Origin of the sequence: Streptomyces sp. NPDC096040, assembly GCF_040303265.1 — a bacterium.
In the GTDB taxonomy this organism is placed as follows: domain Bacteria; phylum Actinomycetota; class Actinomycetes; order Streptomycetales; family Streptomycetaceae; genus Streptomyces.
Genome location: NZ_JBEOTA010000014.1, coordinates 140,505 through 154,708, shown reverse-complemented (window position 1 = coordinate 154,708; position 14,204 = coordinate 140,505). Strand labels below are relative to the sequence as shown.

Annotated in this window: 14 protein-coding genes and 1 pseudogene; 6 read left to right on the top strand and 9 right to left on the bottom strand. The window is 63.9% G+C overall.

Going from position 1 to position 14,204, the window contains the following annotated elements:
- Positions 1-56 precede the first annotated feature (56 nt).
- The 4 genes from ABTY98_RS20935 to ABTY98_RS20920 are packed head-to-tail and all read right to left on the bottom strand — an operon-like array spanning position 57 to position 2,141.
- On the bottom strand, positions 57-428 hold the full coding sequence (locus tag ABTY98_RS20935; protein ID WP_352222418.1) for an RRQRL motif-containing zinc-binding protein: 372 nt from the start codon (positions 426-428) through the stop codon (positions 57-59).
- Positions 428-1,408 (bottom strand): DUF2637 domain-containing protein, encoded by a 981-nt coding sequence (locus ABTY98_RS20930; RefSeq protein WP_352222417.1) that lies wholly within the window; start codon positions 1,406-1,408, stop codon positions 428-430. Before ABTY98_RS20930 ends, ABTY98_RS20935 begins: the two co-directional genes overlap by 1 nt.
- Positions 1,405-1,854 carry a Pycsar system effector family protein gene (locus ABTY98_RS20925; RefSeq protein WP_352222416.1) on the bottom strand — a complete coding sequence of 150 codons (450 nt, stop codon included), beginning with the start codon at positions 1,852-1,854 and terminating at the stop codon, positions 1,405-1,407. Before ABTY98_RS20925 ends, ABTY98_RS20930 begins: the two co-directional genes overlap by 4 nt.
- A complete protein-coding gene (locus ABTY98_RS20920; protein ID WP_352222415.1) occupies positions 1,851-2,141 on the bottom strand; it encodes a hypothetical protein in 291 nt (96 codons plus the stop codon). Before ABTY98_RS20920 ends, ABTY98_RS20925 begins: the two co-directional genes overlap by 4 nt.
- Before the next feature lie 466 nt (positions 2,142-2,607).
- On the opposite strand from ABTY98_RS20920, the gene ABTY98_RS20915 reads away from it, so the two are divergent.
- Together ABTY98_RS20915 and ABTY98_RS20910 are read left to right on the top strand one after the other, a co-directional pair.
- Positions 2,608-2,988: a GntR family transcriptional regulator gene (locus ABTY98_RS20915; RefSeq protein ID WP_352222414.1), complete on the top strand. Its 381-nt coding sequence runs from the start codon at positions 2,608-2,610 to the stop codon at positions 2,986-2,988.
- A gap of 158 nt (positions 2,989-3,146) precedes the next feature.
- A complete protein-coding gene (locus ABTY98_RS20910) occupies positions 3,147-4,394 on the top strand; it encodes an NsdA family TPR-like regulatory protein (RefSeq protein ID WP_352222413.1) in 1,248 nt (415 codons plus the stop codon).
- 593 nt (positions 4,395-4,987) lie between these two features.
- Here the strand turns inward: ABTY98_RS20910 and ABTY98_RS20905 are convergent.
- Together ABTY98_RS20905 and ABTY98_RS20900 are read right to left on the bottom strand one after the other, a co-directional pair.
- Entirely contained in the window at positions 4,988-5,248 is a 261-nt protein-coding gene (locus ABTY98_RS20905) for a hypothetical protein (RefSeq protein WP_352222412.1), read from the bottom strand.
- A gap of 56 nt (positions 5,249-5,304) precedes the next feature.
- On the bottom strand, positions 5,305-5,619 hold the full coding sequence (locus ABTY98_RS20900) for a hypothetical protein (protein WP_352222411.1): 315 nt from the start codon (positions 5,617-5,619) through the stop codon (positions 5,305-5,307).
- Positions 5,620-6,960: 1,341 nt separating this feature from the next.
- Here ABTY98_RS20900 and ABTY98_RS20895 point away from each other — a divergent pair.
- From ABTY98_RS20895 to ABTY98_RS20885, 3 genes are all read left to right on the top strand, one after another.
- Positions 6,961-8,178 carry a hypothetical protein gene (locus ABTY98_RS20895; protein WP_352222410.1) on the top strand — a complete coding sequence of 406 codons (1,218 nt, stop codon included), beginning with the start codon at positions 6,961-6,963 and terminating at the stop codon, positions 8,176-8,178.
- 533 nt (positions 8,179-8,711) lie between these two features.
- The gene (locus tag ABTY98_RS20890) at positions 8,712-9,281 is read left to right on the top strand and encodes a hypothetical protein (protein ID WP_352222409.1); all 570 of its coding nucleotides are present in this window, start codon (positions 8,712-8,714) and stop codon (positions 9,279-9,281) included.
- A 485-nt stretch (positions 9,282-9,766) separates the two neighbouring features.
- Positions 9,767-11,140, top strand: a complete 1,374-nt coding sequence (locus ABTY98_RS20885; protein ID WP_352222408.1) for a hypothetical protein — start codon at positions 9,767-9,769, stop codon at positions 11,138-11,140.
- A gap of 305 nt (positions 11,141-11,445) precedes the next feature.
- On the opposite strand, the pseudogene ABTY98_RS20880 reads toward ABTY98_RS20885, so the two are convergent.
- Positions 11,446-11,778: pseudogene (locus ABTY98_RS20880) on the bottom strand (LacI family transcriptional regulator); the annotation flags it as partial.
- A 42-nt stretch (positions 11,779-11,820) separates the two neighbouring features.
- Here ABTY98_RS20880 and ABTY98_RS20875 point away from each other — a divergent pair.
- The gene (locus ABTY98_RS20875) at positions 11,821-12,240 is read left to right on the top strand and encodes a hypothetical protein (RefSeq protein ID WP_352222407.1); all 420 of its coding nucleotides are present in this window, start codon (positions 11,821-11,823) and stop codon (positions 12,238-12,240) included.
- Positions 12,241-12,888: 648 nt separating this feature from the next.
- On the opposite strand, the gene ABTY98_RS20870 is transcribed toward ABTY98_RS20875, so the two are convergent.
- Together ABTY98_RS20870 and ABTY98_RS20865 are read right to left on the bottom strand one after the other, a co-directional pair.
- On the bottom strand, positions 12,889-13,140 hold the full coding sequence (locus ABTY98_RS20870; RefSeq protein WP_352222406.1) for a hypothetical protein: 252 nt from the start codon (positions 13,138-13,140) through the stop codon (positions 12,889-12,891).
- A gap of 62 nt (positions 13,141-13,202) precedes the next feature.
- The gene (locus ABTY98_RS20865; RefSeq protein WP_352222488.1) at positions 13,203-14,039 is read right to left on the bottom strand and encodes a GNAT family N-acetyltransferase; all 837 of its coding nucleotides are present in this window, start codon (positions 14,037-14,039) and stop codon (positions 13,203-13,205) included.
- Between the last annotated feature and the right edge of the window lie 165 nt (positions 14,040-14,204).

Sequence of the window (14,204 nt, the reverse complement as noted above, 5' to 3'; positions counted from 1 at the left end):
GGGTCCGACCGTCGCTGTAGGAGGTGTGCGGACGGGCCCCGCCGGATCGTGGGAAGTCAGGCAGCGCACTGTTCCTCGGGGTAGGCGCAGGGCACGCACATGCCGAGCGAAGTCGGGATGACGTATCCGGCGTCCTGTCGGCAGACCGGGCAGGTACGGCGAGCACGGTTCGCCTTGGCGAGCGCGGACCACTTGCCCGGCGTCATGGGCCGCACGGGCTTGGCGTGGTCGACGCGGTAGAGGTAGGCGACCAACGGGGCGCGCCGGTAGCGCGGACGCAGGATCTGCGCGGCTACCGACTGACCACCTGGCCGTAGGCCACGCGCCCTCAACTGCCGTTTGGTGGCCAGTCCGTCGGGTGCGCAGCGCCACGGGTAGGTGGGTAAGCCGTGCCTCGCGCCGTTCGGGTCGAAGCACTTGGCGAACATCAGGCAGCCTCAGCGGTCGCGCCGTTGCTCTCCGAGTCGTTCACGGAGTGCAGGGAGCGACCGTCGGCCCGCTCAGCCTTCAGCTCGTCGCGAAGCTTGCGGGCGTTGGCCTGCGAGACGCGCACAAGAGTGCGGATCCGGTCGGCAGTCAGTTCCGCATCTGTCCACTGCGCGGTGGCCGTGCGTGCCTCAGTGAGGAGTTCCTCGAACGTGCGCTGAGGCTTGCTCTTGGCCTTGGCGTTGGCCTGTCGACGTGGGCGGGGCTTCGGTTCGGCCGGAGGCTCCGACGGCGGCGGGGTGGGCGCCTGCTGCTCGGTCGCCGGAGCCAGTTCGCCCATACGCAGCATCACGCGCTCGCGCCGCGGAGTCTTGGAGCGCCAGTTACGGCCGTACCGCTCGCGCAGGTCCGCGCGGACCAGGAGGCGTTCCCGCTCCAGCACGAGCGCGTCGCTGTAGGAGGTGACCTCCCACAGCGACATACGGCGCCAAAGGGCGAAGGTCGACACCGGGGAGAGCAACCACCGCGAGAACCGGATCTTCTCCATGCGCCGGCCGGTGACCGCGCCGATGCGCACGGCGTAGACATGAGCGCCGATCTCGGAGAACACCACCCACAGCAACGGCATCGTGCCGTGTGCCACCTTCGCGGAGAGGGAGCTCCCGGCCGCGACGTTCAGCCAGCACGTGACCAGGGTGAGCACCCAGGGCACGAACCGGACCCACGCCAACGCCATGTCCAGCCGGATCAACATGAGGTTGGCCAGCGTGAACACCGGGATTGCAACGTCGATGGCGATGGGGAGGGTGTGCGGGTTACTGAAGCCCCACCGCGCCGCCGCAAGGGACACCGCGTCGAAGGAGGAGTACAGCCCCAGAGCACCGACCGCAGCGGCGGCGAGCGCTCCGAGGCCGGCGAGCCCCATTTCCGGGCGCGTCAGCGGTGGCACCTTCGGACGCTCGATGGCCTGCTCAGTGGTCATGCCGCACCCCCGATGGCGAGCAGAACGGCGAGCACCAGCAGGGCGCCGCCCGCGCGGGTGAGGTCGACGGCGCGGCGCAGGCAGGTGAACTTGGCGACCGCGAGGCGGGACAGTCCGGCGATGTCGGCGGCGAGATCCTTCGGCATGCTCTCCGTGATCTCCGCCGGGGTGAGAGTCGCCCACAGCGTGAAGCCGTGACGGCCCTTCAAGTTGGGGCGCACTGCCGTGAGCAGCACGCTGGCCGCGGCGACTAACAGCGCCATCCCGAGCACCCCAACCACGACGGCAGGGGCGTTGAGCGGGAGGGAGTTGCCGACCGTCCAGGCACCAGCCAAGACGGCGCCGACGAACGCCAGCAGCAGCGCGGTCTTGTTGTCGGTCCGCGCGATCTCTGCCTTCACCTCGGCATGCGCGGCCGTGAGGCTCCGCCCGTCCGTGGCGCTCATGCCGCGGCCCCCTTGCGTGCGGTACGGCGGCGCCGGCTGGGGCGCGCCAGCGGGACGACGTCGAACACGTCCGGGTTGTCCTCGATGACCTGCGCGGCGACGCGGATCAGGTCGTCGGGAAGGTTGGGGAAGTCCGCGAGGATGTCGCGCGCCGCGTCGAGGCGGGCCGCGCGCTCTTCGTCCGTCTCGCCCTCGACCCCGAGCCAAAGCTCAACCGGGGTGCCGAGCGCCAGCTCTGCAAAGTCCGCGCGAGATACGGCCTGTTGGCGGCCGATGAACGTACGCATGACAGCTCCTGAAGTGGGAGGGACACGAAGCCGGAGAGCCGCAGGCGTGTTGGTGAGACGGCGGCTGCTCCGGAGAACCCGAACCGCAGAGCGGCAGGGAAGAACACCCCGACCGGGAGTCGAACCCGGTCTACGACCATCGGGGCGGCAGTGCATGTCTCCTTCATCGCGACCGCGCTCCCGTGTGAGGTAGAGCCGTCCGGCCACGAAGTAGGCGTATGGAGACGTGACCTTTCGGTCTGAGCCCTCCGGTGAATGCCAAGGCGCCGGGTCGCCTCCCCCCGTCCGCTGCGGGGCTCCTGGTCGTGCGGTCTTGCAGGTCAGGCACTTGCAGACACAGCCGGCGAAGCTCTGTCGGGCCTGACGTGGTGACGCGTAACAGCATGTACTAGCACGTACCACTGCGCAAGAGGTCCGCAGAGATTCGTGCTAGGTCGTACTAGGGGTGGGTACGCTCGATGGCGTGATGAGCGCTGAAATCTCGAAAGACGACCCGAGACCGGAGTCCGAGCAGGCGGCCGACATCCTGCGGCAAGAGATCCTGCGCGGCGACATCAAGGCCGGCGCCCACGTGGGCTCCGTGCGAGATCTGGCTACGCGCTTCAAGATCTCCGGAATGACGGTGCAGCGAGCCCTTGCCATCCTGCGCGAGGATGGGCTCATCATGACCACGTCGCGTGGCAGCTATGCCCGCGATCCGCAGCAAGCCACGGACTCCATCGGGGCCGAAGGGGTCGTCGATCTCCCCGAAGTCCTCCGCCAACTCGAACATCTCACCTCCCAGGTCTCGGAACTGCGCGGCAGGCTCGAAGCGCTCGAAGGCCGCTCCGTGCCGGGTGGTGCCTGATCTGCAACCAGCATGCTGGGAACGGGAGTTGAGAGGTAAGTGACAGCCAGGGGACGGCGGAACGGAGCTGGGGACATGTCCGGTGACACCCGCCTGTCACCTTCCCTGTCCCCCCGGCTCACGCGCGAGACTCGGAGTAAGCACTCGGAGGAGGGCGCATGACCGACGACAGGCCCGCATGGGCGCGGCGCATCGCGGCTGAGCGGATGGCGCGCGACTGGTCGCAGCGAGACGCAGTCAGGGCTCTGCGAGCGCACGCTCCCACGGAGCTGCCGGCGGAAGAGAGCATGATCCGGCAGTGGAAGCGCTGGGAGTCAGGCCAGATGCCGAACGACTTCTACCAGCCGATCATCGCGGCCCTCTTCGGCACGGTGACGCGCGCGCTGTTCCCCGCGCCGGCTCGGAGGGATGGAGACAGGGAGATCCTGGCAGCGTCCGGCATGGAGACGCTGGAGATTGTGAGCCGCCTTAACCGGTCCGACGTCGACAACGCCACGCTCGATGCCCTGCGGATCACGACAGACCGGCTCGCCTCGGAGTACCCGTACATGCCGAGCGAGCAGCTGCTCATCGAGGGCCGCCAGTGGCTTCGCCGCGTGGTCGAACTCCACACGAAGAGCCTCACGCTCGCCCAGCACCGCGAGGTACTCGCCCTGTCTGGTTGGCTCGCGCTACTGGTCGGCTGTGTCGAGTACGACACGGGCGACCGCCACGCGGCCGAGTCGACGCGGCAGGCCGCGCTTTCGCTCGCAACCGAGGCGGACCATGCGGAGGTCGCCGGCTGGGCACACGAGATGCGGGCGTGGTTTGCCCTCACTACCGGCGACTACCGCGGCGTTATCGCTGCATCGCAGGCTGGAGCCGAGGTAGCGAAGCACCATGGTGTGGCAGTCCAGCTCGCAGCGCAGGAGGCCAAGGCGTGGGCACGGATCGGTGACCGGCGACAAGTCGAGGTGGCCTTGGACAAGGGGCGGCGGTTGCTCGAAGGGATGCCGTACCCCGAGAACCTGGATAACCACTTCGTGGTGGACCCGGCGAAGTTCGACTTCTACGCGATGGACTGCTATCGCCTCGTCGGCGAAGACAAGCTTGCCCGCACGCTCGCCGATGAGGTGCTGCGGACCGGAACGGACTTCGACGGCACCGAGCGCTCACCGATGCGGAACGCAGAAGCGCGGGTCACGCTCGGAGTCACGGCAGCGCGAGAGGGCGACTTGGAACAGGCACTCATCATGGGAGAGCGGGCTTTGGAAGGGGACCGTCAGTCGGTGCCATCCCTGATCATGACCAGCCGCGAACTTGCTGCCGAGATGAAGCGGCGGTACGGCTCAGAGCCGGCGGCACGGGCTTACCTTGCACGGCTTCAAACGCTCGGCCGGGAGAAGCCCGGCTTTCTCCCTCAGTGATCACGGGGACAGGGGCCGACGTTACGGCCCCTTATCCCCACGTCTTCCATTTATCGAATGCCGTTTGGTTGATCTCCAAGATTTCCGGATAGTTCATATTCAGTGGAGTAATCCCTATTTGAAATAGGTTGAAAGCCACACTCTCAAACGAGATTCTACCTGTCCGGAGATGGTCTTTCCTCTTCAGCGGGACACTCGGATTAAGCGCAGCGGTACCAATGTGTTCATGAGGGAATATTGCATCACTCTTACCACCGGGGTGCCAGTGGTAAGCGATTAGCTCATTCCCGTCATGGGTCATGACGGTGTACATGTAGCCGCGCGTTGAGACCTTATAGCGGTCGCTAGACCCTACAGGCTGCCCAAACTTGTCCTCTTCCTGCTTGACCACGGTGAACTTCATTGAAGCCTCGAACTGAAGTCTTATGTCTGTACCGCGCAGAGATACAGGCTCACCTCGGTTGAGGGCGACCGTGTGCACTTCCCCAACGGGCTGTCCCTTGATCGGACTGCACACCCACTGAGACTTAGTAAGGCATGCGGCAGAAGCCCGCAAAGGTTCGAGAAATGCCTCGATAGCTCCGTGTGGATTTCTACCGGGCATTTCCCTCTTCTGGACGCGCGAAGGGAAGCAGCATAGCAACTTCCTCAGCCTTCACGTGTTCTTCTGACCCGTCATATTCCCCCGCATCCCATCGCGCAATGAAATCTTCCCCGGAAATTCCGAGCTTACGTCGTGCAGCGCGGTCCAGAATCTCCACGCCAGCCGAGTAGTCAACCTCTACGATTTCAGGGATGATCGCGATCAGATGTGCCCGCGGATTGATGGCGTTGCCCGATCCCGTCACCTGCACGGAATCCCTGTTAGTGCTGACCCTGGAGTCAAAGCGCACTGCGTACGTTGAACTCATCATTCCCCCCCTTGCGCGTCAAACGTGTCCGCCGTTCGTTGGAGAACTTCAATCAGCTCCCCTAGGTGCCTCCGCGAGACGGCAAGTCGCGTAACACCGCGGACCGGGACATAACTTAGCCGCTTCGCCTGATCACGCACCGCCTCCTCGTTCTGCCCCATCAGCACGGGGGGCGTTGCGCTGCCGAAGGCAAGGTAGACGTGATCACTGTCGAACTGTGTGAGCACCTGGTTGGTGCTGAGCAAAGGCAGGTCATCAAGTCCCACCCACAGGAGTGGGACCGTGACAGCCTTGGCAGTGTCGTTATCTCCCATGCCTCACATCCTTGCATGCCGCTCGGACAACGGGTATGGGGCAAGCCGCACTGTCAGCCACCCGGGCCGGAACTCATACCGAGCAGACAGCTTCTACCAGGTTGTACCCATGTCAGCACACGGGAACTCCGCTCCAACAACACTGCGGCCTCCCGCGGACCAGCGCTGAGGGGCTGGGGACACAGCTTCGTGGGCAGGTAGCTGGGGGGGCCAAACAGGGGGCCAAACGCAGCAACCTCGCCGAGACTCCTATGGACAGTCACGGACGCCCCAGGAGACGAACGGGCAGGTCCACGGAGCATGAACAAGGTCCGGAGGGCCCTGATGCGTTCGGGACGAAGAGGTCGTGGGTTCAAATCCCGCCACCCCGACACCGTAGTACCAGGTCAGGGGCCTGATCCGCTTAGCGGGTCGGGCCCCTGAGTGGTTTTTGAAGCCTCCTGGGAGAGATCCGGGAGACGATCTTGGGTTTCCGCTCGCAGACGGGGCCTGCCAACGCGGCCAACGTCGCCCACCCCAGAAGCGCCTGCCCGCTCAGCATCCATGGGGAGAGTTGGGCCCGGCCAACCCAATCTTCCTGGTCTCCCTCGGGGTGGACGGCACAGGCTTGCCAGCGGCCGGCGGAACCGACGCCTGAGCGGGCATTCCACCACCGGGATCCTCAACGCTCAATTCGCCACCTCCCTCGACGGAGTCCGAGAGAACAGTCGGGCCAACTGACGTCCATGTGCCGCACGCATCCCACTCGGTGGCAGGCCCTCAAGGACAGCCTGAGGCTCGAGCCCGGCCTCGGAGCCGACGGCGAGCCAGCGCGAGAAGGCCCGATGCATAGACAGATGCGCCTCATGTCATCGTCGTGCCCCCGCCCACTGACACCTCCTCGACTTAGGCAGTCTGACGTCGAAGAACGTTCCGCCTCGCTCGCCGGCCTGATCTGTGCCATCGCGTGGGGGCGGCGCTTGCCTGGCCCGGGCAGGAAGACCTGATCTTCAAAGCTTGCTCAGAGCTCTAGAAAAGCTGGCAGCGCTGGGAGCCCGACCTACCCCAATCCCAGCCAGGATCCGGGCGGCGAGCGGAGGACAGAACCCGGTGACGCCGGGCATCTCCAGGACTCTCAATGGCGGAACAGATGACATGCGCACAAGGCATCTGTCAACCGGGGCAGCACAATCTCGCAAGTCGGCGCTAGACTTACGCCTCTTTTGCAGAAACGAAGCAGGGAAGAGGCTGTCTGTCTCTGACGGACACTCTCGCAAAATTTTACTCACGGAGCAGGTCAAAAACATGATTCTTCGCACGTATATCGAATGCCCTGCGTGCCAAGTGCCCATTATTTTGCGTGTGGGCGTCGTGCGCGAGCGGCAACTCTTTACCGTGGCGTGCCCTACCTGCTATTCCGCGATCAGAGGAGAGACCGTTGAGGGTAGCAGCGGCTTGCCGGAATTTCACTTGCCAGGACTCACCACACTCACTTCCGAGCGCGGGGAAGCCGAGGGCCAAATGGTTATGGTCTACGGGGACTTGCCGAGCAGTGCCGATGGCGGCGAAATCTCACCCTTCCTGTCGGCTTACCACGTATTCGGTGACCACTTTGAAGCATATCTTAAGTCTGTGAACACCGTGCGACTGTACGGGGCACGAGTAGATGGACTGGAGCATGCATACGGGTTTTATTTGCGAGAGAGATGGGACCTCCTCGATTCCGTAATGCGACGAAACTTCGAAGAAGCCTGGCCGGATAACCCTTCTGCACTGGACAGGCACACTAAGCTCCACCGCTTGATTTACGTACTCATGTTTGCGATGGATCCCGTGGGGGCCTATCCAAGGGCCAAGTATGAGCTGTGGTCTCGAACCTTCAAGCGAGAGGCCGAGTTCTCTCAATGTGCGCACTCCGTGATATCTACAGCGGAGTTTACTTCCACAAACAGGAGGGTTGCAGAACAATTTTTGAGTCTTCTGCGCGACTATGCAGAATGGCTCCCAACACTAGCGGTCGCCCACCTTCGCGCGGCCGGGAAATCGGTGCCAACAGATTGGCGAGTGCCAGTCGGTCGCATAGATTCGCTGCGTGACGCGTACAGGCAGAATTTTGAAGTGAGTTGCCAGATACTTCCGCTGGTGATTCGCATGCAGAACATTGCAGAGGGGCGAGAACCGGAGGTGCTTCGGGATCCCCAGGATGCAAATGGATGGACGCCGAGAGTCCTGCAGCCTCGCGACTATGTGAACAACATTAACCAGTACACCAAGGCCAAAGCTGCAACGAAAGAGGCCTATCTCAATCGTCACTCCGCGCTACGATATTATTGGAATTCTGCTTTCAGTCGGGACGTAAGGAACAGCATCGCGCATGCAGAGTTCGACTATGTGATGCATGACGGGCTTATAACCTACAAAGACAGGGAAGCGCCTTACTATGTATTCATTGAAGCGTTGATTAAGCAGATAACACTCCTCGCCTTCTGGCTTGACCTGTGTAAGCTCTACAAGATCTATGGATCGCGATGGGATCCGCAGGGTAAAACTTTCCTGGGTCTAGGCGGCGTCAACACCTAGCAGGAACGCCAACATCGACGGGCTTTGAGGGTCCGGCACCGTCTGCGCTGCGCTCCTGCCTTCGACCCGTTCCGCGCCCGCTGCGCCGACGTACGCCTACCTAGATAGGGCCGGAGGCCATGAGCCGATCACCGCGGAGCGCGACCACGACCACGGCGATGCCTCCGGCAGAGGATCGGCCGACATCGGGATGGCGAGGGGCCGTTCCAGACTGCGGATCCGTAGCGGCGTGCCTGGTGCTCCTATCCCCTCCATCATTGCTCCAGGCAGAGCCGAGCAGACGGGAGCCAACTCCCCCGATGCCGCGTTGCGGATGTACCCGAGATCGGCGGATCACGGCTTCACTGATCGTGCGCCGGCTCCCAAGCGGCTCCCGTTTGCTGCCTGAACCGAGTTGTGCCGCACCTCGTTGGCCAACCTCCCGCCAACGAGGTGCATTTGAGCAACTTAGAATAGCCAACTATCCCTAGACGACCTCTGAGGTGAGCCAATGCAGCTTGATCACGCCGCGTCGAACACATATACATGTGGGCGTGATCAAAATTGCGCTTGCCGTCCTGGCGACTGGAGCGTCCCTTGTAGCGTGTGGCACTGCGCCAGCAGCGCAGCACTCCAGAGCCACGAGTGGCCACTCAGCCGCGGTCTCTGTCAATGCTGAACCTCCGACATTCAAGGCTCCAGCAGGATTCGATCCCGATACCGACACCATCTGCTTCGTTAGCTCGAAGTTCGACTGCACTGACGAAATCGATATCACGGCCACGTCACCCGAAAATTGCGCCGCCGCGAGCGGTGTCTACTGCAACATAAATACTGTGCGAGTTCCTGCGGGTGTAACGATCACTAAAGACGACTTCAAGAGTGACGCAGTGGTACAGGCTTATCAAGCTCCTTTTCCTGACCGGAGTTGGAAAATACTGACTCTGAAGTGGCCGGATGGATCTAGTGCAAAAATTGGCATCCACATCACCAGTGAGTGGTCTCTGATGACCGTGAAATCGAAGATCCTTGCCAAGTCCGGCAAGCCTCTTTTTGAGTCCCCGTATAATGGGCAGTTCACTATTTGCGATACCTACAACACGTCGGATGAATGCCCTTCTTGATGGCGTCTCTTGTTGTGTAACACCGTTGCTTTAGAGGCGTTGTGCTTCAAATGCTGAACATCGCGTGGTGTGACTGGCAGGTGGGTTGGTTTCCCTACTGGGGGATGGCGGGCACGGGCCCGCACGGCCCGAAGCCGTGAAAGCGCTGTCGGATCTTGCGAACAAAGCCACCGGAGACGGGTCGGGCGGCTGGGCTCAGTCTCAGTTCTAGTCTCGATTGCTGCTCAATCTGGTGCGGTGCGTGCTTGTCCGTGGACGTCCGGCACGTCGCCTGACCTGCAACGCGAACCCGTTGCCGGACGTCCCCGGACCGCTACGGAACAAGCCCGGACAGCTCGTAATGCGTGGCTTCGGTCTGGTGCCAACCTCAGGCATGGCTAGGAACGACCTCGTGCGCCCATGCGTACTTGCGTGCTCCCGCAATCGCTCACCTAGGTTGCCCCTTCAACCGCACCTTTCGGTCTGGAACCCCAAGGGGGAGCAGCATGAAGCCGGCAGCAGAGGTACTCAGGGATCTTGCACAGCCCACCCACATCGCTGTTCATTCGAGCAGGGCCCTGTGTGGCGAAGTGGACGCATCAGCAGCGGACGACGACAAGAAGCGCGACGACAAGGAGCTGGAACCTCTCCGCCGCAAACCGACCTTGCAAGGTGTACCCGCAGAGCAGATCGAAGCGTTCCGGCTGGCTCCATGGCAGGTGTTGCACTCGTTGGGGCGAGCTATCTCGCTCGCTCGGAGGGGGGCAGGGCGCGGTCTTGCAGAGCACTGGGGCAGCCTGAAGTACAGCCAAGCTCTGATCGGCAAACAAGGCGCCTACATGGGGTTGTCCGCCGAAGGCCGCGAGACAGCGGACTACTACAAGGCACTCCAGTCTGGCGAACTGGGGACAGGCCTTGCTCTCGCGCTGGCCACTCAGATTCTCGGTCGGCGCTACCCGGATCACTGTGTCTCCATCGTCCCCGCAGACACTGCCCTTCGGGCCGGCTTCGCGTTAACTAGCAGGGATGCAGGGCATCGATCAGGCTATCGGTACCGCCCCCGGTTCCTCGCTGAGGTGTGGAAACCGGGGGAACCCTCGCGCGTTTTTCCGATCGAGTCCAAGGGGAACCACAGCAACCCTCCGGCGTCGCACGCGCAGCTTGCGTCTGCTTCGGCTCATGTGGAAGCAGTCCACATAGGAGCCTGGAACGAAACGCCAAGTCTGCTGTTCAGCACGGAACTTCCGCTAGACGGACCCCTCACGGTGCATTGTCTGCAGGCCCCGGGGAGGGACGGCTGGTTACGCGATCCAACTGATCCTGGTCACAGAAGCTTGGACCACCCGGTTGAGGAAACGAACATCTACCCGGGGATCGTCGTCCCCTCGAAGGAACACGAGAGTCCCACCCCCTTACCTGGCTTCCACCTCCAACCACAGCACCACGCGTGGTTCGGGCACGTCCTTGCCCGCACCCTCGCTGCTGGGCTCACTGCCTTCGCCGGCGACGGCGATGCGACCGTGCAATACCTCACCAAGCGGCAAGGGCAGCGCCATTTCACAGGCTTCGCACACGCAGCCACGGGAAGTGTCCAGGACGCTCGGCAGAAGATTCTCGGCACGGCCTTCGTGGGCACCGACCACGTCTTCCGACTGAACAGGACGCGTGTTGAGGCCTTCTCCGGGGTTGCCGAGGACCTCTTCACTCACCTGGAAGCCGGCCGCGTGCATCAGTACCGCAAGGAGGTCTACGCCCGTCGCGATGCGTGGCCTCACGCTGTCTGGGACTCCCATTGGGGAGGGCCGGTCTCGGTGAACCCGGACGGCTCTGTGCTAGCCATGCGCGAGCTACGCGAGCACGGACCCGGAGCGCGCGCGTAACCAACCGTGGATTGCTCCAGCGTTGGGAGAAATCCGGGAGAAGATCTTCTCCCAAGTCCTCTGCGAACCCAAGCTAGACCAACTCAACCCGACCTCCTGACCTGCACATACGTGATGGGGCGCAGGGTGTGATCAAACCCGGACCTTATTCGGGACGAAGAGGTCGTGGGTTCAAATCCCGCCACCCCGACAGCCAAAATAGCAGGTCAGGGCCGGTTTCCCTTCTCGGGAAACCGGCCCTGAGTCGTTCACGCGGCCTCTGGGGAGTGAATGGGGAGTGGATCAAGGAAGTCGACCCCCGAACGTCACCTCTGACGCGCTCTCAACAGCGCATCGAGCGCGCGCACTGGTGATCGCGGATGCATGGCAGACCGTGCCGCCAACGCTCCCTCCCGCTGCTCGGTCAGTTCGCCCATGAGCCGGTTCCTCATCCGTGCCGTGATGTGCGAGTAGCGGGCTGCACCGAGCCGTCCTTGTGTCCCCATCCGTTCGCCCATGAGTTTGGGCGGGGTGCCGAGTTCCTCCATGACTGTCTTGTGGGAGTGACGAAGGCCATGTGGAGTGAGGCCTCGTGCGATCGGCAGCCAGCATGCGTCAGCACGGCCAGAGGCATTTCCCCGTCCCCGCGCCGGCACCCCTCAGCTGGAGACCCACTCGCCCGCCTTGCTGCAGTCGGCCACGTGGGTGATGCCGCCGATTCGGTATCCCTCGCGATCCTCCCGCTCGGAGATGTACTCGCCCGCCGGCCGCGGCGGCTGCTGGGGCCGACGCTGTCGGGTGGGTGGGGGCTCGGCCGCAGCGAGTGCCCGTTTCTGACCCCTCTGACCGACCAGAGCGGCGCACAGTACAGGCTTCACGCCGCCGAGCTCTTCGACTGGCACCCCATGACCCCGGCGCCGACGGGCACCCTCGGGATACTCGCGGCCGAGCTGCCCGTCCCTGAGGCAGTCGCCGATGCCCCGGTGGAGAAAATCATCGAGCTGCGCACCAGATACGCATCCGAGTTCGACAGGTTCACTGATCTGCTATCGGCGGCAGCTGCGGAACTACACGAGGAGCTTCTGCAGGTAAGCGATCCGGACATCCTTTCCGGTACGTAAAGGACATCAAGAGGAGAGGAAGCGGCTTGAGCAGCCGCTGCGCGACCTCAAGGCAGCCATCAGGGACTGAAGTTCGGAGCCGACCTCGGCGTCATGAATCTCCAGGCACAGCTGCCGGCCTGGGCCGCTATCGGGGGCGTGGCCGCCAACGTGCCCTACGTCACTGCAGGTTCGCTCGCGCTCAGGTTGGTGACGCTACGCCAGGTGTCGGCACAAAGTCGGGATCAGATCCTCGCCGACTCGCCAGTCTCCTACCTTGTCAGGGCGGAGGGTCTGCAGCCAACCTCCTTTGTGCACCGCGCGACTCGGGATCGCGTTCTTTCCTGTATCAGAGCAGGCGAGTGTGTGACCGCCCCGACTGGGGCCTGCCCGGGGCTTTCCGTCATGATTGGCCCCGGTGCCCTCAGTGCCGCCACTATCTCCACCTGCTTAAGGGCCTGTCCGTCCGGGCATTCGACCATCTGGCTCACCTGGCCCCGAATTCAAAGGCCGACCACGCGAAACGCTCGGCTGGGAAATCCCAGCCGAGCGTCTGCGCAAACTGCTCGAGGCCTGATCAACACGACCACGTGTGCAACAGCCCCTGGAGTTCGCCGTCACGGCGCGGGGTCTTTGACATCTGTTTCGAGGCGAACACGAGCGAGGCGGTTACCTGCCGTGATCGCAGTCGGAACCGATGTCGGTGAACTGCCCACCTGGGCCGCCCTCGCCGTTGATCAGGTCTCCGCCCAGGCCGTTGAGGATGCCGACCTCGCCGAGGATGTCGATGTTCAGGTCGTGGGACCTGCACCCGCCGCCCTGCATACGTTCCGCAGCCTGGGCGTTGGCGGGGCTGATGGCCACGAAGCTGACACCGCTTATGATGGCCGCCGCAACAGCAACCTTGCGAAAACTGTTCATTTCTCCTCCTTGGGGCGAGAGAGCGCACCGCCAAAAGATCCACTCAGCGCTCATTTCGGAGGCTAGATCGACATCCCGCGCGGCGCTCTTCGGGGAAGCCATCCGGGGGTTCTGAGGCGGGTTCTGACGTCCAATCGGGCAACGTGATTTCTTCCGGCTACTGACGGCCCTCCGCGGGTTCGACCCGTGGTGTCGGTCCCGCGCCCTGGCGGCGGGAGACCGGTCCCGTCGCCGTGTGCCGTAGCCGGCGTGCGTTCGATCTCGCGGCCGTCGGGCAAGGTGTGGCGGGGCGGACCGTCGTCCGTGACGAGGCCGGCGCCGGCCAGTGCCCGCGCGCTCGCGGTGTTCGCCGGCTCGTGTCCCGCCCGTACCGTCCGCAGGCCCAGGTGGGCGTGGCCGAGGTGTACGGCGGCCCGGAACAGTTCCGTGCCGAGGCCGAGGCCAAGCGCATGGGGAGCCAGCCATCCGCCGATCTGCGCGGTGCCGGGTTCCAGCGCGGTGACCCTGGCGTGTCTGCCGTCGTCCACGCGTACGCCGATCAGTACCTCTGCCCGGTCGGGGTGGGGTTCGAAGGGCTCGCCAAGCAGGCGCCGGGCCACCGGGGACGAACGAAGGGCATCAGTGTCACCGGGACATAGCTGGAGCACGGCTTCGCGGAGGCGCGTGCCCGTCACGATGTCTCTGTCCCAACCGAGCCAGCGCTGTGCCTCGGGGTCCGAGGCGGCGCACGCCGCGGCGGCGATGTCCAGCGCGGTCTCCGGGGTGTAGATCAGGAGGCGCTCCGTGCGCAGGGTGTGCCGCCGGGCCCAGCACGGGCCGGGCAGCGGGAGTTGGGCGGCCCTGCCCGCCCGCGGCGCATCCGTGACCAGACCATCTTTCCCCCTGAAGCCCCGCCCCACGGCCGGTCCGGCCGCGCTCGACGATGCCGGAGTCCAGGTGGTGTCCGGGCAGAGAGAGGTCCTGCCGGGGTCCCGCCCGGAGCGGTCGGGGGGGCAGGCGGTCTGGCCACTGTGACCGGTCGGGGGCACGATGCGTTCCAGAGGCCGAGCACACTCATCGTGGCA